Source organism: Streptomyces sp. cg40 (genome assembly GCF_050320165.1).
GTDB lineage: Bacteria > Actinomycetota > Actinomycetes > Streptomycetales > Streptomycetaceae > Streptomyces > Streptomyces hokutonensis.
Map to the genome: position 1 here is coordinate 6,335,948 of NZ_CP190128.1, position 19,899 is coordinate 6,355,846.

The 19,899-nt window shown below is 70.3% G+C and carries 22 protein-coding genes and 3 tRNA genes; 20 read left to right on the forward strand and 5 right to left on the reverse strand.

All coding sequences use genetic code 11. The annotated features are described in order from the left end of the window. Positions 1 to 2: 2 nt before the first annotated feature. The 7 genes from ACQHII_RS28455 (at position 3) to ACQHII_RS28485 (ending at position 6,847) form a co-directional block, all read left to right on the forward strand. On the forward strand, positions 3 to 1,577 hold the full coding sequence (locus ACQHII_RS28455) for a complex I subunit 4 family protein (protein WP_427921975.1): 1,575 nt from the start codon (positions 3 to 5) through the stop codon (positions 1,575 to 1,577). Beyond that, complete coding sequence (locus tag ACQHII_RS28460; protein WP_427921976.1) at positions 1,574 to 3,097, forward strand: NADH-quinone oxidoreductase subunit N; 1,524 nt, start codon at positions 1,574 to 1,576, stop codon at positions 3,095 to 3,097. Before ACQHII_RS28455 ends, ACQHII_RS28460 begins: the two co-directional genes overlap by 4 nt. A 189-nt stretch (positions 3,098 to 3,286) precedes the next feature. Further along, positions 3,287 to 4,150, forward strand: coding sequence for a zinc metalloprotease HtpX (gene htpX, locus ACQHII_RS28465; protein WP_200715187.1), 864 nt, complete (start codon positions 3,287 to 3,289; stop codon positions 4,148 to 4,150). Continuing rightward, the gene (locus ACQHII_RS28470) at positions 4,147 to 4,539 is read left to right on the forward strand and encodes a YccF domain-containing protein (protein ID WP_427921977.1); all 393 of its coding nucleotides are present in this window, start codon (positions 4,147 to 4,149) and stop codon (positions 4,537 to 4,539) included. Before htpX ends, ACQHII_RS28470 begins: the two co-directional genes overlap by 4 nt. A gap of 11 nt (positions 4,540 to 4,550) precedes the next feature. Continuing rightward, the gene (locus tag ACQHII_RS28475) at positions 4,551 to 5,714 is read left to right on the forward strand and encodes a barstar family protein (protein WP_427921978.1); all 1,164 of its coding nucleotides are present in this window, start codon (positions 4,551 to 4,553) and stop codon (positions 5,712 to 5,714) included. A gap of 97 nt (positions 5,715 to 5,811) precedes the next feature. After that, positions 5,812 to 6,378: an SMI1/KNR4 family protein gene (locus ACQHII_RS28480; protein ID WP_427921979.1), complete on the forward strand. Its 567-nt coding sequence runs from the start codon at positions 5,812 to 5,814 to the stop codon at positions 6,376 to 6,378. 202 nt (positions 6,379 to 6,580) lie between these two features. Further along, positions 6,581 to 6,847 (forward strand): GlsB/YeaQ/YmgE family stress response membrane protein, encoded by a 267-nt coding sequence (locus ACQHII_RS28485; RefSeq protein ID WP_019072336.1) that lies wholly within the window; start codon positions 6,581 to 6,583, stop codon positions 6,845 to 6,847. Positions 6,848 to 6,978: 131 nt separating this feature from the next. Here ACQHII_RS28485 and ACQHII_RS28490 read toward each other — a convergent pair whose 3' ends face one another. Next, positions 6,979 to 7,467 (reverse strand): YajQ family cyclic di-GMP-binding protein, encoded by a 489-nt coding sequence (locus ACQHII_RS28490; protein ID WP_019072335.1) that lies wholly within the window; start codon positions 7,465 to 7,467, stop codon positions 6,979 to 6,981. A gap of 234 nt (positions 7,468 to 7,701) precedes the next feature. Here ACQHII_RS28490 and ACQHII_RS28495 point away from each other — a divergent pair. The 3 genes from ACQHII_RS28495 to ACQHII_RS28505 all read left to right on the forward strand — a co-directional run bounded on the left by ACQHII_RS28495 (position 7,702) and on the right by ACQHII_RS28505 (position 9,067). Next, a tRNA-Tyr gene (locus ACQHII_RS28495) sits at positions 7,702 to 7,783 on the forward strand. Between the two features lie 211 nt (positions 7,784 to 7,994). Next, on the forward strand, positions 7,995 to 8,807 hold the full coding sequence (locus tag ACQHII_RS28500) for a polysaccharide lyase family 7 protein (protein WP_427921980.1): 813 nt from the start codon (positions 7,995 to 7,997) through the stop codon (positions 8,805 to 8,807). Between the two features lie 47 nt (positions 8,808 to 8,854). Further along, positions 8,855 to 9,067, forward strand: a complete 213-nt coding sequence (locus ACQHII_RS28505; protein ID WP_093627344.1) for a hypothetical protein — start codon at positions 8,855 to 8,857, stop codon at positions 9,065 to 9,067. 28 nt (positions 9,068 to 9,095) lie between these two features. Here ACQHII_RS28505 and ACQHII_RS28510 read toward each other — a convergent pair whose 3' ends face one another. Both ACQHII_RS28510 and ACQHII_RS28515 read right to left on the reverse strand, forming a co-directional pair. Further along, the gene (locus ACQHII_RS28510) at positions 9,096 to 9,752 is read right to left on the reverse strand and encodes an NAD(P)H-binding protein (RefSeq protein WP_427921981.1); all 657 of its coding nucleotides are present in this window, start codon (positions 9,750 to 9,752) and stop codon (positions 9,096 to 9,098) included. A gap of 313 nt (positions 9,753 to 10,065) precedes the next feature. Further along, positions 10,066 to 11,343, reverse strand: a complete 1,278-nt coding sequence (locus ACQHII_RS28515) for an amidohydrolase family protein (protein ID WP_427921982.1) — start codon at positions 11,341 to 11,343, stop codon at positions 10,066 to 10,068. Positions 11,344 to 11,610: 267 nt separating this feature from the next. On the opposite strand from ACQHII_RS28515, the gene ACQHII_RS28520 reads away from it, so the two are divergent. The 8 genes from ACQHII_RS28520 to ACQHII_RS28555 all read left to right on the forward strand — a co-directional run bounded on the left by ACQHII_RS28520 (position 11,611) and on the right by ACQHII_RS28555 (position 16,804). Then, a tRNA-Thr gene (locus tag ACQHII_RS28520) sits at positions 11,611 to 11,683 on the forward strand. Between the two features lie 46 nt (positions 11,684 to 11,729). Continuing rightward, positions 11,730 to 11,802, forward strand: a tRNA-Met gene (locus ACQHII_RS28525). A gap of 88 nt (positions 11,803 to 11,890) precedes the next feature. After that, the gene (gene rpmG, locus ACQHII_RS28530; RefSeq protein ID WP_003948671.1) at positions 11,891 to 12,055 is read left to right on the forward strand and encodes a 50S ribosomal protein L33; all 165 of its coding nucleotides are present in this window, start codon (positions 11,891 to 11,893) and stop codon (positions 12,053 to 12,055) included. Positions 12,056 to 12,146: 91 nt separating this feature from the next. Beyond that, the gene (locus tag ACQHII_RS28535; protein ID WP_093627342.1) at positions 12,147 to 12,599 is read left to right on the forward strand and encodes a MaoC family dehydratase N-terminal domain-containing protein; all 453 of its coding nucleotides are present in this window, start codon (positions 12,147 to 12,149) and stop codon (positions 12,597 to 12,599) included. Position 12,600: 1 nt separating this feature from the next. Continuing rightward, positions 12,601 to 13,029 carry a MaoC family dehydratase gene (locus tag ACQHII_RS28540; protein ID WP_427921983.1) on the forward strand — a complete coding sequence of 143 codons (429 nt, stop codon included), beginning with the start codon at positions 12,601 to 12,603 and terminating at the stop codon, positions 13,027 to 13,029. A gap of 449 nt (positions 13,030 to 13,478) precedes the next feature. After that, positions 13,479 to 14,051 (forward strand): TetR/AcrR family transcriptional regulator, encoded by a 573-nt coding sequence (locus ACQHII_RS28545; protein WP_427921984.1) that lies wholly within the window; start codon positions 13,479 to 13,481, stop codon positions 14,049 to 14,051. A gap of 96 nt (positions 14,052 to 14,147) precedes the next feature. Continuing rightward, positions 14,148 to 15,602, forward strand: a complete 1,455-nt coding sequence (locus ACQHII_RS28550; RefSeq protein WP_427921985.1) for a DHA2 family efflux MFS transporter permease subunit — start codon at positions 14,148 to 14,150, stop codon at positions 15,600 to 15,602. Between the two features lie 140 nt (positions 15,603 to 15,742). Continuing rightward, on the forward strand, positions 15,743 to 16,804 hold the full coding sequence (locus ACQHII_RS28555) for a UDP-N-acetylmuramate dehydrogenase (protein ID WP_427921987.1): 1,062 nt from the start codon (positions 15,743 to 15,745) through the stop codon (positions 16,802 to 16,804). A 10-nt stretch (positions 16,805 to 16,814) separates the two neighbouring features. On the opposite strand, the gene ACQHII_RS28560 is transcribed toward ACQHII_RS28555, so the two are convergent. Next, positions 16,815 to 17,447: an NAD(P)-dependent oxidoreductase gene (locus ACQHII_RS28560; RefSeq protein ID WP_427921988.1), complete on the reverse strand. Its 633-nt coding sequence runs from the start codon at positions 17,445 to 17,447 to the stop codon at positions 16,815 to 16,817. Between the two features lie 104 nt (positions 17,448 to 17,551). Between ACQHII_RS28560 and ACQHII_RS28565 the strand changes: the two genes are divergently transcribed. Together ACQHII_RS28565 and ACQHII_RS28570 are read left to right on the forward strand one after the other, a co-directional pair. Next, positions 17,552 to 18,166, forward strand: coding sequence for a TetR/AcrR family transcriptional regulator (locus tag ACQHII_RS28565; protein ID WP_427921989.1), 615 nt, complete (start codon positions 17,552 to 17,554; stop codon positions 18,164 to 18,166). A gap of 30 nt (positions 18,167 to 18,196) precedes the next feature. Beyond that, entirely contained in the window at positions 18,197 to 18,862 is a 666-nt protein-coding gene (locus ACQHII_RS28570; RefSeq protein ID WP_427921990.1) for a hypothetical protein, read from the forward strand. On the opposite strand, the gene ACQHII_RS28575 is transcribed toward ACQHII_RS28570, so the two are convergent. Continuing rightward, positions 18,843 to 19,883, reverse strand: coding sequence for an adenosine deaminase (locus tag ACQHII_RS28575; protein WP_427921991.1), 1,041 nt, complete (start codon positions 19,881 to 19,883; stop codon positions 18,843 to 18,845). The two genes, ACQHII_RS28570 and ACQHII_RS28575, sit on opposite strands and share 20 nt — an antisense overlap. Positions 19,884 to 19,899: the final 16 nt, after the last annotated feature.

The window sequence follows — 19,899 nt, forward strand, 5'->3', positions numbered from 1 at the left end:
GCGTGATCGATATCAACGAGTCCGTGATGCAGGTCCTTCTGGCGTTCGTCGTCGTCGGCCCGCTCCTCGGCGCCGTCGCCGCCCTCCTGCCGGCCCCGCCCGGGCTGAAGGGGAAGTCGCCCGAACAGGCCGTACTGCGGCACGGCGTGACCGTGACCGGCGTGATCCTCGTCGCCGCGATCGTCCTCGCGCTCGGCTTCGACCACCACCATCCCTCGAAGATGCAGGCCACGACCGACATCAGCTGGATCCCCGCACTCGACGTGCGCATCTACCTCGGCATCGACGGCATCTCCCTCCCCCTCCTGGTCCTGACCGCGCTGCTGACCTTCCTCTGCGCGCTCTACTCCTACTTCAAGATGCCTTCGGGCCCGTCCCCGAAGGCGTTCGTCGCCCTGCTGCTCGTCCTGGAGTCCGGCACCCTCGCCACCTTCGCCGTCCTCGACCTGATCCTCTTCTTCCTCGCCTTCGAGACCGTCCTCATCCCGATGTACTTCCTCATCGCCCGCTGGGGAGGTGCCCAACGGACCCGGGCCGCCTGGAAGTTCATCCTCTTCACACTGCTCGGCTCCGTCGTCATGCTGCTCGGCCTGCTCCTGATCGGAATCAAGGCGGGCACATTCGACATGGTGGCACTCGCCACTGACAACGGCCGGTCGCTGACCACATCCGTGCAGGTCATCGCCGTTCTGGCGGTCGGGATCGGGCTCGCGGTCAAGACGCCGATGTGGCCGCTGCACAGCTGGCTGCCGGACGCCCACACCGCCGCACCGACCGTCGGCTCGGTCCTGCTGGCGGGCGTGATGCTGAAGATGGGCACGTACGGGTTCGTCCGCATCCTGCTGCCGATCGCCCCCGACGGCATGCACACCTTCGCGCCCTACCTCGCCGCCTTCGCCGTCGTCGGGATCATCTACGGCTCCCTGGCCTGCCTCGCCCTCGCGAAACAGGGCGCGAAGGGCGACCTCAAGCGGCTCATCGCCTACTCCTCCGTCGGCCACATGGGCTTCGTCCTGCTCGGCATCTCGACGATGACCCCGACCGGCGTGAACGGCGCCCTGTTCGCCAACATCGCCCACGGCCTCATCACCGGCCTCCTGTTCTTCCTCGTCGGCGCCCTCAAGGACCGCACGGGCACCACCGACCTGGACACCCTGGCCGAGGAGACCGGCGCCGGCCTCTACGGCAAGGCACCACGCCTCGGCGGCCTGCTCGCGTTCGCCGCCGTCGCCTCGCTCGGACTCCCCGGACTCGCCGGATTCTGGGGCGAGATGCTGGCGCTGTTCGGCGCGTTCAAGCCCGCCGCAGACCTCAGCCGCCCCGCGTTCCTCACCTTCATGGCCGTCGCGGCCTTCGGCACCCTGCTGACCGCCGCCTACATGCTCGCCGTGGTCCGCCGCGTCTGCATGGGCGCGGTGGCGCAGGAGGCGCCGAAGCTCGCCGACGTCCACACGTACGAGTTCGCGGCCTGGACCCCGCTCGTCGCCCTCACCGTGGCCGCCGGCCTGTGGCCGAAGGCACTCCTCGGCCTGACCGACCCGGCCGTGCAGCAGCTCCTCGCAGGAGGCACCCGATGAGCTCCCCGGTCCAGTCGCTCGCGGAGTCGGTGGTCCAGTCCGTCGACTGGCTCGCGATCGCACCGCCCACCATCACGGCGGTCGTCGGCCTTGCCGTCCTCGTCGCCGACCTGTTCCTCCAGGACGCCAAGAAGGCGCTCCTGGGCTGGGTGTCGGTCGCGGGCCTGGCCGCCTCCGCGCTCATGCTGCTGCCCCTCCTGGACGGAGACCGCGCCACCTTCTGCCTCACCGGCGCCTCGACCGCCTGCAGCTATACGGCGGACCGCTTCACCCTGGTCATCCAGTTCCTGGTCCTCGGCGGCGCCCTCCTCGCGGCTCTCCTGTCGATCACCACCCTGAAGGACGCCGAGAAGGGACTCCCCGAAGGGGAGTACTGGTTCCTGCTGCTGTCCTCCGCCGCGGGCGCCGCCCTCCTGCCCGCCTCCCGCGACCTCGCAACTCTGATCGTCGCCCTGGAGGTTGCCTCCCTGCCCGCGTTCGCCCTCGTCGGCATCCGGCACGGCGACAAGAAGTCCGCCGAGGCGGCCCTCAAGTTCTTCCTGTCCTCGGTCACCGCGACCGCGGTCAGCCTGATGGGCGTCAGCTTCGTCTACGCCACCACGGGCACCCTGTACCTCACCGAGATCGCCGACCGCATCCAGCACGTCGACGGCCAGTTCCACACGCTCGCCCAGACCGGCGTCGTCCTCACCCTCATCGGCTTCGCCTTCAAGACGGCAGCCGTCCCCTTCCACTTCTGGGTACCCGACACCTACGTAGGAGCGCCCCTCCCGATCGCCGCCTACTTGTCGGTCGTCGGCAAGGCGGTCGGCTTCTCCGGCCTGATCCTCGTCACCGTCGTCGCGTTCCCGTCGTACGCCGACGTGTGGGGCCCGGCGCTCGCCGCGCTGGCCGCCCTCACCATGACGGTCGGCAACCTGGGCGCCCTGCGCCAACAGGCCACGCGCGCGTACAGTGCGGTACGGCTGCTCGCCTGGTCCTCCGTCGGCCAGGCCGGGTACCTCCTGGTGCCGATCGCCACCGCCGCGTACTCCAAGGACGCCCAGAAGTCGATCGGCTCCACCGTCGCCTACGCCCTCATGTACGCGGCCGTGAACCTCGGCGCCTTCGCGGTGGCCGCACTGGTGGGCCGTAGCAGAGCCCTGAACCGCATCAGCGACTACCGCGGGCTGTACGCGTCGAACCCCCTGGCAGCCCTCCTCCTGGCCTTCTTCCTGCTCTGCCTAGCCGGACTGCCGCCGGGTGTCATCGGGCTCTTCGCCAAGGTCACCGTCTTCTCGGCGGCCGTCGACGCGGGCCTGGGCTGGCTGGCGGTCGTCATGGCCGTCAACGTGGTGATCGCGCTTTTCTACTACCTCCAGTGGACGGCCCTGCTGTTCCGCGCACCCGAGGGGGAGCACGGCAAGCACCGCGTCCCCGCCCCCCTCACCGCAGCCCTCGCGCTCACCGGCGCTCTTGGAATCGCCCTCTCCGGAGCACCCCAACTGGTCCTGCGCTTCGCCGACACCGGACTCTTCTGAGCCACCGGCACATACCACCGTCCTCACCCGGACGGCCCACGCCCGGCGCCGTACGCACAAGGGAACTAGTGGCCCTCGCCTGGCGTTGACCAGTGCGGAAGGGTCCACTGGACGTGGCACCACGAGACCAGTGGCATCAGAGATCAGCAAGCAAAGGGTTCCCCCGCTGCACGATTTGGAGGGCGTACCGTGCACCGCCGGCACAACGGGCTCAGGACCGCAGTTCTCCTCGGGGGACTGTCCGCACTCATCATCGTCATCGGCAGCTTCTTCGGCCGCATGGGGCTCGTCGTAGCGGTCGTGATCGCGCTGGGCACGAACGCGTACGCGTACTGGAACAGCGACAAACTGGCGCTACGCGCGATGCGCGCCCGCCCGGTGAGCGAGTTCGAGGCCCCCGCCCTGTACCGCATGGTCCGCGAGCTCTCCACCCAGGCCCGCCAGCCCATGCCGCGCCTGTACATCTCACCCACGGAGGCCCCCAACGCCTTCGCGACGGGCCGCAATCCACGCAACGCCGCCGTGTGCTGCACGGAAGGCATCCTGCGCATCCTGGACGAGCGCGAGCTGCGGGGAGTCATCGGCCACGAACTGAGCCATGTCTACAACCGCGACATCCTGATCTCGTCGGTCGCCGGCGCCCTCGCCTCGGTGATCATGTTCCTGGTCAACTTCGCCTGGCTGATCCCGATCGGCCGCTCCAACGACGACGACGGACCCGGCATCCTGGGCATGCTGATGATCATGATCCTGGGGCCCCTCGCGGCCAGTCTCATCCAGCTGGCGATCAGCCGCTCCAGGGAGTACGAGGCCGACGCGTCCGGCGCGCAGCTGACCGGGGATCCCCTCGCCCTCGCGAGCGCCCTGCGCAAACTCGACGCGGGCACCAAGCAGCTTCCGCTGCCCCCGGAGCCCCGCATCGAGACCGCGAGCCACATGATGATCGCGAACCCCTTCCGCCCGGGCCAGGGACTCTCCAAGATGTTCTCGACACACCCGCCGATGGCGGAGCGCATCGCCCGGCTCGAGAAGATGGCAGGTCGCCCTCAGTGAAAACCATCCTGAACGTCATTTGGCTCGTCCTGAGCGGCTTCTGGCTGTTCCTCGGGTACCTGCTCGCCGGCGCGCTGCTGTGCATCACCATCATCGGCATCCCGTTCGGCATCGCCGCCTTCCGTATCGGCGTCTACGCCCTGTGGCCCTTCGGGTACACCACGGTCGAGCGCCGTGACGCGGGCGCGGCGTCCTGCGTCGGCAACGTCCTGTGGCTGGTCCTCGCGGGCTGGTGGCTGGCCATCGCGCACATCGTCACCGGCATCGCCATGTGCATCACGATCATCGGCATCCCCTTCGGCATCGCCAACTTCAAGCTGATCCCGGTATCGCTGTTCCCTCTGGGCCGCGAGATCGTGCCCACGGACCAGCCGTTCGCCACCCGCTGACGGGAGCGACCGTGGTGGGGGCGCCGAAGTACGTCCTGCTGTCGTACGACGAAGTCTCCGAGTCCGCCGGCGAGCACGGATACGAGCAGACCTGGGCACTGTGCCAGGACGCCGACGACCTCTTCGCCGACCCGCCACCACCCGTCCGGGAGACGTACGAGCTGCTCGGCTGCGTGCCCCAGGGCGAACTTGCCGCGGCCCTCGCACGCGCGCGTGCCGACGGTCCGGCGCCGCTCGGCCTGCTCACCCTGGAGATCCTCGACAAGACCGGCGCGGGCATGCAGGGCGGCTGGTGGCTGGAGGACGTACGCGTTGTCGGCGACCGCCCCTGCGCGCGCGACCTGTCCCTGAGGGACGTCACCGTCGAGGGGCTGCCGTCCGACGACGACCCCTACGACTACCCGCACTGCCCGCCCCTCTCCCCGGGCTACCGGCTGCTGGGCCCGGACGGTGAACCCTGGGGCGCCTGCCGGGACTTGGCCCATCTTCAGGAGGACCGGCCCGAACCGCTCGACCCTCCCGTGCGCCTCCTGGGCTGTTCCCCGCGCGGCGCGCTGCGGGCGGCCATGGACAGCGGGGACGAGGACCTCGGCCACGCAAAGGTGCTGCGCATCGACTCCAAGGGCAGGCCCCTCCAGCCCGCCACCGAGGGCGAGTTGCGGGCCTGGATCCCGTCCGCGCGCGGCCCCGGCCTGGTCGACCTCACCCTCGACCCCTGGGCGGAACGGCCGCCGCTCGCGGCCCGAGCGGTGTGGGACCTGTGGGGCGAGGGGCGCCCCTCCGAGCCCGGCCACTGGGCCGGTTGCGATCCCGAGGGCCGCCGGTTCTGGCTCGACACCGCGCTGGCGAACCACCCGCTCGGCGCCCCGGACCGGCCGCCGGGCACCACCTACCACCTCGACGGCAGGCACATCACCGACCCGCAGGGTTTCTTCTGTGCTCTCGGCGAGGCGGTCAACGGCCCCGGCGGATACCTCGGTCGGGGCCTCGACGCCCTGGACGACTGCCTGCGCGGTCGCTGGGGAGCCGCCCCGCCCTTCGTCCTCGTCTGGCACGACGCGACCGTGGCCCGCACCTGTCTCGGCCTCACTCCGCGCACCGGCCCGTACCCTCCGACGTTCGAGGAACTGCTCGCCCTCCTCGCCGAGAGACACGTCGACGTCCGCCTGGCCTGACCGTTCGTCACCGGACCCCCGACGAGCAGGTTTTCCACATCCGCCGGGTTGTCCACAGGCCGGCCCGATTGTCAGTGGCGCGTTGCACTATGAAGCCATGACCGAGAACGAGCAGCGACTGCTGACCCGGGTGGCCGCCGAGGCCCGCAACACCCTCCCGTGGGGCTGGACTTCACTCCCCGCCCCGGTGGACGAGGCCACGGTGACCCGCGCCGAGGCCGCCCTCGGCTTCAGCCTGCCCCCACTGCTCGCGGCGCTCTACTCACGCATAGGTGACGGCGGATTCGGTCCGGAGTACGGCCTGTTGCCCCTGCTGGACAGCCCGCCCGCCGGCGAGCCCGCCGCCGTCACGCAGTACCTCGCCAACCGCGAGAGCGGACGCAAGGACCCCGACTGGCCCTGGCCCGAGGGCGTCCTGCCGATATCCCACTGGGGCTGCGCGATGTACGCGTGCGTGGACTGCCGCACCCCGCAGGCCACCGTGCTGCTCTACGAGCCGAACGCGGACGAGGCGGACAACGCGTGGTACGTGGACGCGCCCAGCCTCGCCGATTGGCTCCAGGGCTGGCTCGACGGCACGGGCTGGTACGTCGACGCCAACATCGGCATCGAGCCCGAGCCATGGGCCGACTTCCGCATACGCACGACGACGCAGGCATCCTGACCCACTTCCGGCGCCGGGCAACGCTCACGCCACCATCCCGCCGATGCCTGCAACCACCACACGCATCCGTGGCGTCCTGTTCATCGACACGGCGCAACATGCAGCGACAGGCCGTGGGCAGGACCTACGAACACAGCCTGTCCGGGCGGAACTCACAGCTCCGGGTCAGTGCAAGCACAGTGTGAAAGGGCAGGTTCACGGCATGGGCATCATCAGCTGGATCATCCTGGGACTGTTGGCCGGAGCCATCGCCAAATTCCTGCTGCCGGGCCGCGACCCGGGCGGCTTCATCGGCACGACCGTCATCGGCATCGCCGGCGCGTTCCTCGGCGGCTGGATATCGGCCCGCTGGCTGGACCACCCGGTCGCCAAGAACTTCTACGACGGCGCCACCTGGGCCTCGGCGATCGGCGGCGCCCTCGTCCTCCTGATCGCCTACCGCATCTTCTTCGGCAACTCGCGCAACTAGGACCCGTCCTGGCGCGCCCCCGTACCGCAGCCAGCAGAAGAGAAGGGTGGGTGCCGACGGGCACCCACCCTTCCTCGTAACGCAAATCTCGTACCGCGCACCGTTGCGCGCCGGGCGCGCGAGCCGTGGTTCTAGCGGTAGTTGACGAACTGCAGCGCGAAGTCGAAGTCCTTGCCCTTGAGCAGGGCCTGCACGGCCTGAAGGTCGTCGCGGCTCTTCGAGCTGACCCGCAGTTCGTCGCCCTGCACCTGGGCCTTCACGCCCTTGGGGCCCTCGTCGCGAATGATCTTCGCCACTTTCTTCGCGTTGTCCTGGGAGATGCCCTCCTCGATGGACGCGAAGATCTTGTACTCCTTGCCGGAGAGCTGAGGCTCACCGGCGTCCAGCGCCTTCAGCGAGATGCCGCGCTTGACCAGCTTGGACTGGAAGACGTCGAGCACCGCCTTGACCCGCTCCTCGGAGTTCGCCTCCATGAGGATCTTCTCGGCGGACCAGGAGATCGAGGCACCCACGCCCTTGAAGTCGTAGCGCTGCGAGATCTCCTTGGCGGCCTGGTTGAGGGCGTTGTCGACCTCCTGCCGCTCGACCTTCGAGACGATGTCGAAACTGGAGTCGGCCATGTCCTGTGGCTCCTTGTATCGGGGTGCGTATCGATGCGTGTCACTGCGTATCGGCGTGCGTGGGGACGGCCGCCGAGCCCGGTGTAGGTGCCGGGCCGCATCCGTATAAGCCTAGCCATCCCCTCCCCTCCGGGTGCCGATCTATCGGGTGGCGAAGCACCCCTGGGCATCGGGTATCGTTTACGTCGTTGCCACGGAGCACCGCCGAAAAGCGGTTCGAGGGGCAGCATCCCCGGCGGTGTGCCCGAGTGGCCAAAGGGAGCAGACTGTAAATCTGCCGGCTCAGCCTACCCAGGTTCGAACCCTGGCGCCGCCACATGATCGAGAGGGTCTGTCCTCAGCAGCAATGCTGAGGACAGACCCTCTCGTCGTTCCCCCGGGGCCTTCTGCCGCCCCGTCACCAGTCTTGACGTGACCGTGCCACAGCCCTACTGTCGCGGCAATGTGTTCACGTTGAAACACAAAGTTCACCTACGTGAACGCGCATTGCCAACCGAGTCCACAGAGCAGACAGGAAGGCACCCCCCATGCGCATGCGTACGCTGCTCACCTCCCTGGCCACCGTCACCGCAGTGACCGGTGGGCTGGCCCTCATGGCGCCGGCCGCGTCGGGCAGTACCCACATCACCGGCGCCGTCGCCTCGCCTCTCGCGGATCCGACCGTCGCGCCCGGCGGGAACTTCGACCTGGGGGTGTGGCAGCTCCAGGAGCCGGTGGGTTCCCCGGGCTCGCCCACGACCATCTCGTCGGCCCGGCTGCAAGGGGCCAACGGCTTCCAGGACTCGTACTTCTACACGGACACCCGTGACGGCGCGATGACCTTCTGGGCGCCGGAGAAGGGCGTCACCACGCCCAACTCCAACTACGCCCGCTCCGAACTGCGGGAGATGAACCGCAGCGGCAGCGCCGCCAACTGGTCGCTCAGCGGCACGCACACGATGAAGGCGACGCTACGGGTCGTCTCCGTCACGTCGAACGTCTGCGTGGGCCAGATCCATCTCGGCACGGGCGGCACATCCACCAAGCCGCTGCTGGAGCTGTACTACCGGTCGAGCGGCGACATCGTCCTCGGCACGGAGAACTCGCCCGACGGCGGCCAGACGTTGCACACCGTCGGCAACGTGGCGGTCGGCAAGACCTGGAGCTACACGATCGGCGTCTCGGGCGGAAACACCATCAATCTGACGGTCAACGGGAGCACCACGCACTACGCCATCCCGTCGTCCTTCAACGCCTACAAGCAGTACTTCAAGGCCGGTTCGTACAACCAGTCGTCCTCCGACAGCACCACCAAGGGCGCCCGGGTCGCCTTCTACGGACTCACCGTCTCCCACAGCTGAGCGAGCCTCGACGGCCGGTGCGGCCTGCGGCGGGGCAGACTGGTCCCATGTCGTCACGCCGCAGGAGTTGCCCCGAGTGCCGTCGCGAGATCGCCGTCGTCGCCGGACGGTTCGCGCGTCACGACCCGCCCGGCGCGCGCGAGAGCGGCGAGCTCGTCTCGTGCCCCGGCTCGCGCCGGCAGGCGGAACTCGGGGCGGCCCAGCCCGCGTTGGACGGTTACGCGGTGCCGGACTTCCCGGGCCAGATGCCCCTGTTCTAGGCAGTAGGTGAACGTCCGGCGGACAACCTCAGTTCCCCGCCACCGACTTCACCGCCACCGACACCGGCGCGGACCCACCGATCAGCTCCAGCGTCAGACCCGCCGTCGCCGGAGTCTCCACCAACTCCGCGAGTACGGCCGCCACATCGTCGCGCGGGATCGCGCCACGCCCCGTGTGGGCCTCCAGGCGGACCAGGCCCGTGCCGGCGTCGTTCGTGAGCGAACCGGGGCGCAGAATCGTCCAGTCCAGGGCGTCCAGGCCGCGTACATACGCGTCGGCCTCGCCCTTGGCCCGCAGATACACGTCGAACACGCCGTCCCCGCGGTGCGCCGGATCCGCGCCCATCGAGGACACGACGACATGACGCCGTACGCCCGCCAGGACCGCCGCGTCGGCGAACAGCACCGCCGAACCCCGGTCCACCGTGTCCTTCCGGGCCGTACCGCTGCCCGGGCCCGCGCCCGCCGCGAAGACCGCCGCGTCCGCGCCCCGCAGCAGCGCCGCGACCTCCTCGACCGAGGCCGACTCCAGGTCGAGCACGAGCGGTTCGGCGCCGGCCGCCCGCAGATCGTCGCTCTGTCCGGCGTTGCGGATGATGCCCGCGACCTCTTCACCACGCGCGGCGAGCAGGCGCTCCAGCCGCAGCGCGATCTGACCATGACCTCCAGCGATGACAATGCGCATGCCTTCGACCGTACGCCCGGACGGCCGCACGCGCCGCATGACTTCAGCCGCGACCCAGCAGCACACCCCCGCGCCGCACGCGCCGGGCGCGCGAGCAGGGATGCACACGGACCTTCGCGCCCCAGGCGTACGCCCCGGTGCGCCGGTGGTTCACGTCGAGCGGCTCACGAGGTCGCGTCCCGCCCCTGCCCCAGGTCATGTGGAGCAGTGAACGGGACTGCCCCCGCCCACAGCCAACGCGACTGCCCCGCCCCCGCCTTGGCTCACGGCCCCCGCCCCCTCTCCCACCCTGCCCCGCATCACCGCAACCAGTTCACGACACCTCGCCCCGCCCCTGCCGCGGCAGCCCCAACTCCGCGCCCGCCGCCGTGTTGCAGTACTCCCGCACCGCGCTGGTCCGTGCCACCACGCGCCCCCGGTGCACCACGATCCGGCTGTACGCCAACGAGAGCGCGCCCGCGAGGCGGTCGCCGCGTACCGCGAGCAGTTCGGCCGGAAATCCCGCCTCGACCCGCACCTCGGGCAGACCGAGCGCCGCCCGCGCCGACGAACTCACCGTGTCGTACGCGTCCTCGGGCCGCATCCCGTGCCGCGAGGCCAGCAAGTAGGCGGCCTCCAGGGGGTCCCCGCGGCCCACGGGGTTGGACACGTCGCGCAGGGCGCCGCTGCCCGCGGCCACCTGGACGCCGGCCGTGCGCAGCAGCCGTACGGGAGCCGTGCCCCGGCGGTCGACGCCGCCGCAGCCGCCCTGCGGCAGGCACACCACCGTCACGCCGGCGGCGGCCAGTTGGTCCGCGATCCGGGTGACCGTGTCCGCGGGCAGCCGCCCCAGGCCGCCGCACGGGCCGAGCGTCACCCCGGGGCGCATCCCGCCCGCGACCGCCGCCAGCCGCGCCAGTCGGGTCGGGTCGGCGGCGTCCGTGTGCAGGTCGACCGGGCAGCCGTGTTCGGACGCGACCTCGAGGAGCGCCTCCACATAACCCGTCGGATCAGGGTCCAAATCTGGACAACCGCCCACTACGGAGGCACCCATTTTCAGCGCGTCCCGCAGTATCGCGAGCCCGTCCGCCCCCGCAACCCCGGTCAGCAGCCGGGGCATCGCCACCGCCGTCAGCTCCGCCAGCCCGCGCAGTGCCCGCCGCGCCTGCAGTACGGCGGCCAGCGCGCCCAGTCCCTGGACGTCCCCCACGCGCACGTGTGCCCGCTGCGCCGTCGCCCCGTGCCCGAGTTGCAGCAACGCGGCCTCCGTGGCCCGGCGCTGGACGTCCTGGGGGTCGTAGGAGACGGGTCCGCCGTTCTCGGCCGACAGCGCGGTGTCGCTGTGCGCGTGCGGCTCGGCCGGGGCCGGGAGGAGGAGATAGCCGCTGAGGTCCACGCGCGCGCCGCACGCGCGCGTGGCCTCCGTCGCCAGGCTGCCCGCCGTGCCGACCGCCTCGATGCGCGCGCTGCCCAGCCGTACGTCCACGGTCCTGCCGTCGGTCAGCCGGGCCCCGCACAGCAGGAGCGCGGCCGGGTCGGCCGGTCCCGACGAGCCGGAGGAACCCGACGGACCCGACGACGAGTGGGACGGCTGGGGCTGGCTGTCGGGCATCGCGCTCCAGGGGCTCAGGGCTTCGCGGGCTCGGCTTCGGGGCTCACGGCGGGGGGCTGCGCAGAGGGGCGCAAGATCACGCAGAGTGAGTCGAGCCTAGGGCGGTGATCCGCTCGCGGCGCGGAGGAGCGCAATAGTCGTACCGGTGTGGTCCGCCGTGCGGGAGGGGCCCGAGAGGCCTTCGGGAGGGCCGTGGAAGGGGCTGGAGCGGTGCCACGAAACGGATTTGGGTGAACGGCGGCGGAGCGTGTAATGTCTTCATCGCTCGCCCCAATAGCTCAGTCGGTAGAGCGTCTCCATGGTAAGGAGAAGGTCTGCGGTTCGATTCCGCATTGGGGCTCTGGTGTGAGAAGTTCCTACCGCAAGGTGGGAACCAATCCCATCACAGCGGTGTAGCTCAGTCGGTAGAGCAAGCGGCTCATAATCGCTGTGTCACCGGTTCAAGTCCGGTCACCGCTACTGACAGTAGCCGATTGTGGGGTCGGTCCTTCGATCGGCTACTCTGTTATGCGTTCATAGTCCCATCCGTTCGTCAAGGAGCACTCCTGTGGCTGCCACCGACGTCCGCCCGAAGATCACGCTGGCCTGCGTGGAGTGCAAGGAGCGGAACTACATCACCAAGAAGAACCGGCGTAACAACCCGGACCGACTGGAGATGAAGAAGCACTGCCCGCGTTGCAACGCGCACACCGCGCACCGCGAAACGCGATAAATCAGGCTCGTACACGAGGCCGCCCCCGCACTTTGGGGGCGGCCTCGTGTCGTTATCCAGCGGAGCAAGACACATCAGGAGGTGCCGAGTCATGGCGCTCGACCAGTCCTTCGTGGGGCGGACCTACCCGCCCACCGACCCCTACGAGGTGGGCCGGGAGAAGATCCGTGAGTTCGCGGAGGCGGTGGGGGACGCCAACCCGGCCTACACGGACCCGGAGGCCGCCAAGGCGCTCGGACACTCCGATGTGATCGCCCCGCCGACCTTCGTCTTCTCCATCACCTTCAAGGCCGCCGGACAGGTCGTCCAGGACCCGCAACTCGGCCTCGACTACAGCCGCGTGGTGCACGGCGACCAGAAGTTCGTCTACGTCCGCCCCGTGCGCGCCGGCGACCGCCTCACGGTCACCTCCACGATCGAGGCGATCAAGTCGATGGCGGGCAACGACATCCTGGACGTCCGCGGCGAGGTCCACGACGAGGCGGGCGAACACGTGGTGACCGCCTGGACCAAGCTGGTGGCCCGCGCGGCGGAGGGGAGCTGACATGACCGCGAAGATCGCGTACGACGACATCGAGGTCGGCACGGAGCTGCCCGCCCAGACCTTTCCCGTGACGCGCGCCGCCCTCGTCCAGTACGCGGGCGCCTCCGGGGACTTCAACCCGATCCACTGGAACGAGAAGTTCGCCAAGGAGGTGGGGCTCCCGGACGTCATCGCGCACGGCATGTTCACCATGGCCGAGGCGATCCGCGTGGTCACCGACTGGGCCGGCGACCCGGGCGCGGTCGTCGAGTACGGCGTCCGCTTCACCAAGCCCGTCGTCGTCCCGAACGACGACCAGGGAGCGACCGTCGAGGTCAGCGCCAAGGTCGCCGCCAAGCTCGACGACAACACGGTCCGCGTGGACCTCGTGGCGACCAGCGCCGGCCAGAAGGTGCTCGGGATGTCACGAGCCGTCGTACGACTGGCGTGAACCTGAGCTGAGGTAAGGGGCGTCCGCTGTGGCGGGCGCCCCTTACGCGTAGACCGCCCGTCGGTGGTCGGTGAGCCGGGCGTCCGATCTCCCGGACCTGCACGGGAAAGAGTGTGTCGTCCGACGCGGACGGTTCCGTGGCGAGGAAGGCTTCGGCGCTGGGCGCGAGGTCGCAGGACGGCCGGTAGCTCCCGCCGAACGGCAATTCGGTCACCGGCAGTGACGCCGTCGAGCACCAGAGCCGGCCCGCCTGTGTGTCGTGCCACACATGGATGTCGCGCCCCCGGGAAGTCCAGTTCGCGGATCCGGGACCGAGGGCTTCGGCGGTGCGCTCGAAGGCGGTCACCACGGCAGCCACCGAGTGGGCGGTCCTGATCCCGGCTGCCGTTCCGGAACCCCGCCGAACTCACCCCTTGACTTGGTTAGTGATTGAGTACTAACTTTCTCGCATGGTCAGGATGAGCGCAGAAGAGAGGCGCGAGAGCGTCGTCCGCGCGGCGATCGCCGAGTTCGCGCAGCGGGGGTACTACGGCACCTCCACGGAGGCGATCGCCAAGCGGGTCGGTGTCTCGCAGCCGTATCTCTTCCGGCTCTTCCCGGGCAAGAAGGCGATCTTCGCGGCGGCCTCGCTCAGGTGTGTCGAGGACGTGTGCCGGGTCATGGAGGAGTCGTCCAAGGGGCTGGAGGGCGAAGAGGCCGTGCATGCCATGGCCGACGCCTATGTGCGGCTCATCACGGAGCATCCCGAGAAGCTCCAGATGCAGATGCAGACGTACATCACGGTGGCCGCCGCCGAGGCGGAGGGCGACCACGAGTTCGGCGAGGCCGTGCGGAAGGGCTGGATGGAGCTCTGGGACGTCGTGCATCTGCCCCTGGGGGCGGACGTGGACCAGACCACGACCTTCCTCGCGTACGGAATGCTGATCAACACCCTTGCGGCCATGGGTTTTCCGCCGGAGCACCGGGTCTGGGAGGGGTTGTATCCGCAGGCCCGTGTCACCGGTCGGCTGGAGAAGTCCTAGCGGTGGGCGAGAGGCGGATTCTGCGCCTTTTCGCGACCGTAGAAGTTAGTCATCAATAACTAATCACCAGTAGCGATCACCCACACTGGGGGAGCGATGTCAGAAAAGACCGCACCGCGCGGGGGCATGGTCTGGGCCCTCGTCATCACCAGCGTCGCCGGCTTCATGGCGGCCCTCGACAACCTCGTCGTCACCACCGCCCTGCCCTCCATCCGCAAGGACCTCGGAGGCGCGCTGGGCGACCTGGAGTGGACCGTGAGCGCCTACACGCTCACCTTCGCCGTCCTGCTGATGTTCGGCGCGGCCCTCGGTGACCGGTTCGGCCGGCGGCGGCTCTTCCTCGTCGGCATCACCATATTCACCGGCGCCTCCGCCGCCGCGGCCATGGCGACCGGCATCGACTCCCTGATCGCGGCCCGCGCGGTCCAGGGCGTCGGCGCGGCGATCATGATGCCGCTGACACTGACCCTGCTCACCGCCGCCGTGCCCGCCGCCAAACGCGGTATGGCGTACGGCATCTGGGGCGCCGTCAACGGACTCGCCGTCGCCTCCGGACCGCTCATCGGCGGCAGCCTCACCGAGCACGTCTCCTGGCACTGGATCTTCTGGCTGAACGTCCCGCTCGGCCTGGCCCTGATCCCGCTCGCCCGCCTGCGCCTCTCCGAGTCCCACGGCACCGGCGCCCGCCTCGACTTCCCCGGCACCCTCCTCGTCAGCGGCGGCCTCTTCGGGATCGTCTACGGCCTGGTCCGCGGCCCCGCCGACGGGTGGGCCAGCCCGCTCGTCCTCACCGGGCTGTTCGCGGGCGGCGCGCTGATGGTCGGCTTCGTCCTCTACAGCGTCAACGCCAAGAACCCCATGCTCCCGATGAGGCTGTTCCGCTCCCGCGCCTTCTCCGGGATCAACGCGGCGAGCCTGCTGATGTTCCTCGGGATGTTCGGGTCGATCTTCCTGCTCAGCCAGTACATGCAGGGCGTCCTCGGCTACTCGCCCACCGAGGCGGGCCTGCGGATGCTGCCCTGGACCGGTATGCCGATGCTGGTCGCACCCATCGCCGGCATCCTGTCCGACCGCATCGGCGGCCGCCCGGTCGTCGCCGCCGGCCTCTTCCTCCAGGCCGCCGGTCTCAGCTACATGGCGTACGTCGTCACCACCGACGTCTCCTACGCCGCCCAGCTGCCCGGTCTGATCCTCAGCGGGATCGGCATGGCCCTGTACTTCGCACCGGCCGCCAACCTGGTCATGTCCAGCGTCCGCCCCTCGGAACAGGGCATCGCCTCCGGCGCCAACAACGCGCTCCGCGAGGTGGGCGGCGCCCTCGGTATCGCGATCATGGCGTCGATCTTCTCGGCGCAGGGCGGCTACGAGACCGGGCAGAGCTTCGTCGACGGACTGAAGCCCGCCCTGGTCACCGGCTCCGGCGTGGTCGCCCTCGCCGGGATCGCGACCCTGCTGATCCCGACGCGGCGCCGCGCGGCGGAGCTCCTGAAGGTGGCCGAGTCGGCAGACAGCGCCGGGTCCGAGTCGGTCATGGAGCCGGCCGGCCGCTGAGAACGAACAACAGGCACGACTGAGAACCGACAATCGGCACGCGCGCGTGGGGCCCCACCAACTCCGGTGGGGCCCCACGCGTGTGCGCGCCACCCCCACCGCGCCCGGCGTTGTCGGTCCCGTCTCGTAGTCTTGGCCCCGTGCAGGAACTCCACGACGCTCCCCTCGCCCCGCTGACCACCTTCCGGTTGGGCGGTCCCGCGACCCGTCTGATCACCGCCGGCACCGATGCCGAGGTGATCGACGCCGTCCGCGAGGCCGACGACACCGGGACGCCGTTGCTGGTCATCGGGGGCGGGTCCAACCTCGTCATCGGGGACAAGGGGTTCGAGGGCACCGCCCTGCGCATCGCCACACGCGGCTTCGCCCTCGACGGCACACACCTGGAGCTGGCGGCCGGCGAGGTCTGGGCCGACGCCGTCGCCCGCACCGTCGAGGCCGGACTCGCCGGGATCGAGTGCCTCGCCGGGATCCCCGGCTCGGCGGGCGCGACCCCGATCCAGAACGTGGGGGCGTACGGCCAGGAGGTCTCCGCCACCATCACCGAGGTCCTCGCCTACGACCGCACGACCCGCGAGACGGTCACCCTCACCAACGAGGAGTGCGCCTTCTCGTACCGCCACAGCCGCTTCAAGGCCGAGCCCGAGCGCTACGTGGTGCTGCGCGTCCGCTTCGAACTGGAGGCCGCGGACGGGCTGTCGGCGCCGGTCAAGTACGCCGAGACGGCCCGTGCCCTCGGAGTCGAACCCGGCGACCGGGTGCCGCTCGCGCGGGCCCGCGAGACCGTGCTCGCGCTGCGCGCCGGCAAGGGCATGGTCCTGGACCCCGAGGACCACGACACCTGGTCGGCCGGTTCCTTCTTCACCAACCCGATCCTCACCGAGGAGCAGTTCGCCGCGTTCCACGCGCGCGTGCGGGAGCACCTCGGGGAGGGCGCGGAGCCGCCCGCCTACCCGGCGGGGGAGGGCCACACCAAGACCTCCGCCGCCTGGCTGATCGACAAGGCGGGCTTCACCAAGGGGTACGGCAGCGGGCCCGCCCGCATCTCCACCAAGCACACCCTCGCCCTCACCAACCGCGGCGAGGCGACCACCGCCGACCTGCTCGCCCTGGCCCGCGAGGTCGTCGCCGGTGTCCACGACACGTTCGGGATCACCCTGGTCAACGAGCCGGTGACGGTCGGCGTCAGTCTCGACGGCTGAGCCCCCACTCCTAGTAGGCCACTCCCACCCCCTGCTTCACCGTCCCCGGATCGTCGGTCATCGCCAGCATCGCGTGGGCCACGTCCGCGCGGGCGATGAACCGGCCCTTGACCGGGAAGCCGCCCACGACCGTGCGGTACGTGCCGGTCACCGGCTTGTTCTGCAGGCGCGGCGGGCGGACCGAGGTCCAGTCGGTCGCACTGCGGGCCAACTCCGCCTCCATCTCCCGCAGATCGGCGTACACGTCCTTCAGGACCGCCGAGATCAGCCCGAGGGCGGTGCGGTCGAGGAGACCCGCGCCCGCCGGTTCCGGGCCGACCGGACCGGCGCTGACCACCAGCACGCGGCGCACCCCCTCCGCCTCCATGGCGGCCAGCACCGTACGCGTGAGCCGGGTCGCGACCCCGGCGTCCTTGCGGCTGCGGGCGCCGAGCCCGGAGAGGACCGCGTCCCGGCCCGCGACCGCGGGACGCAGCGCCTCCGGGTCGGTGAGGTCCGCGCGGAACACCTCCAGACCCTCGCCGCGCACGGTCAGCCCGGCCGGGTCGCGTACGACCGCCGTGACCTGGTGACCCGAGGCCAGCGCCTGGCGGACGATCTCCTGACCGATGCCTCCCGTGGCACCGAAAACGGTGAGCTTCATGGCCTGCTCCTCAGCCTCACGGGGTGGGTGAGCGTTTACTCACCCCTGTCTCCCTCTAGAGTGGGTAAGTACTCACCCACTCGTCAAGCCCGAACGGACCCGTCATGGAATCCTCGAAGCCCGCCCGGGTCCGCATCCTCGACGCCGCCCACGAGCTGATGCTCACCGTCGGGCTGGCCCGGGCGACCACCAAGGAGATCGCGAAGGCCGCGGGCTGCTCCGAAGCCGCGCTCTACAAGTACTTCGCGAGCAAGGAGGAGCTGTTCATCAGCGTCCTCTCCGAACGGCTGCCCCAGCTGACCCCGCTCCTGCACAGCCTCGCCGCCGAGCCCGGACAGCACTCCCTGGAGGACAACCTCACCGAGATCGCCCGCCAGGCGGCCCTCTTCTACGAGCAGAGCTTCCCGATCGCGGCCTCCCTGTACGCCGAGACCCAGCTCAAGCGGCGCCACGACGACGCGCTGCGACAGCTCGGCTCCGGCCCCCACAAGCCCATCGAGGGCCTCGATGCCTACCTCCGCGCCGAACAGGCCGCCGGCCGCGTCCGCGCCGACGTGGACACCTTCGCCGCCGCGTCCCTCCTCCTCGGCGCCTGCGCGCAGCGCGTGTTCGCCTACGAGGCGACGCAGACCGGCGTACGGCCGCCCGTGGACGAGTTCGCGCCACGCATCGCCAGGACGCTGCTGGGCGGAATCTCCGTTGCCGAGGCCCCCGCCTGACCGGGACCCTCGGGGCATGAGGCACCTCGAATGGAGCTGAGACTCAGCGAGTTCAGACCCAGAACCGGCCCGCACGAACACCGTGTCGTGCAGCCCGGGAAACCCCTGCGCCACACCTCACTGCGCTACCAGGAGCCGTTCGGGATGCTCATGGGGGACCACGACGGGCTGAGCAGGCTCGCGGGGCTGTTCTCGTTCGCCGCCTGCTCGCGGCACACCATCGTGCACGTTCCGCTGCGGGACTGCGTGCCGCCCGACGAGGGGTGCGGGGAACTCGTCGACCTGGTGCTGGCGCACTCGGAGGCGGGGCTGCGGCCATCCAAGTGGCCCGAACTGAGGCGGGGGCTGGGGCGCGGCACACCGCTCACCGTGCGTACGGACGAGGCCCGGACCGAGCGGCACGCGCGCGCGTGGCCGGCGCGGCCGTACGACCGCGGTCTGTTGCGGCACACCACGCACGCGCGGACGTACTTCCTCATCGGCGGTCGTGAGGTGCTCTCCCATGCGGCCACCGCCTTCGCCCACGCGGCCGGCTGGGGGCCGCGGCACAAGCGGGTCGTCAAGGGGCAGTCGGCGTTCATGGCCGGCCTTCAGCACGAGCTGGAGCCCACGCGCGGCGGCGGGCACCCTCACGAGTTCCTGATCTGTTTCAAGCCGTATCCGCCCTACGCCCACTTCAGGCGACCGGGGCGCTGAGCCAGTCGTCGATGCCCGACAGGAGCTTGGTCTTCATGTCCTCCGGGGCCGCCGAACCCCGTACCGACTGCCGGGCCAGTTCGGCCAGTTCGCGGTCCGAGAAGGCGTGGTGGCGGCGGGCGATCTCGTACTGGGCCGCCAGCCGGGAGCCGAACAGGAGCGGGTCGTCGGCGCCGAGCGCCAAGGGGACGCCGGCCTCGAAGAGGGTCCGCAGGGGCACGTCCTCGTGCTTCTCGTAGACGCCCAGGGCCACGTTCGAGGCGGGGCACACCTCGCAGGTGATGCCCCGGTCCGCGAGCCGCTTCAGCAGCCGCGGGTCCTCCGCCGCGCGCACGCCGTGGCCGATCCGGGTCGCGTGCAGGTCGTCCAGGCAGTCGCGCACCGAGGCCGGGCCCGCCAGTTCGCCGCCGTGCGGGGCGGACAGCAGGCCGCCCTCCTGGGCGATCGCGAAGGCCCGGTCGAAGTCCCGTGCCATACCCCGGCGTTCGTCGTTCGAGAGGCCGAAACCGACCACCCCGTGGTCCGCGTACCGCACCGCCAGCCGGGCCAGCGTGCGCGCGTCCAGCGGGTGCTTCATCCGGTTCGCGGCGACCAGCACCCGCATCCCGAGCCCGGTCTCGCGGGAGGTCGTCTCCACCGCGTCCAGGATGACCTCCAGCGCCGGGATCAGCCCGCCCAGGCGCGGCGCGTACGACGTCGGGTCGACCTGGATCTCCAGCCAGCCCGAGCCGTCCCTGACGTCCTCCTCGGCGGCCTCGCGCACCAGCCGCTGGATGTCCTCGGGTTCCCGCAGGCACGACCGTGCCGCGTCGTACAGCCGCTGGAAACGGAACCAGCCGCGCTCGTCCGTCGCCCGCAGCTTCGGCGGTTCCCCGCTGGTCAGCGCGTCGGTCAGGGCGTCCGGCAGTCGTACGCCGTACTTGTCGGCGAGCTCCAGCACGGTGGTCGGCCGCATCGACCCGGTGAAGTGCAGGTGCAGATGGGCTTTCGGCAGTTCAGAGACATCACGTACACGCTCCATCCGGGAATCCTGCCGT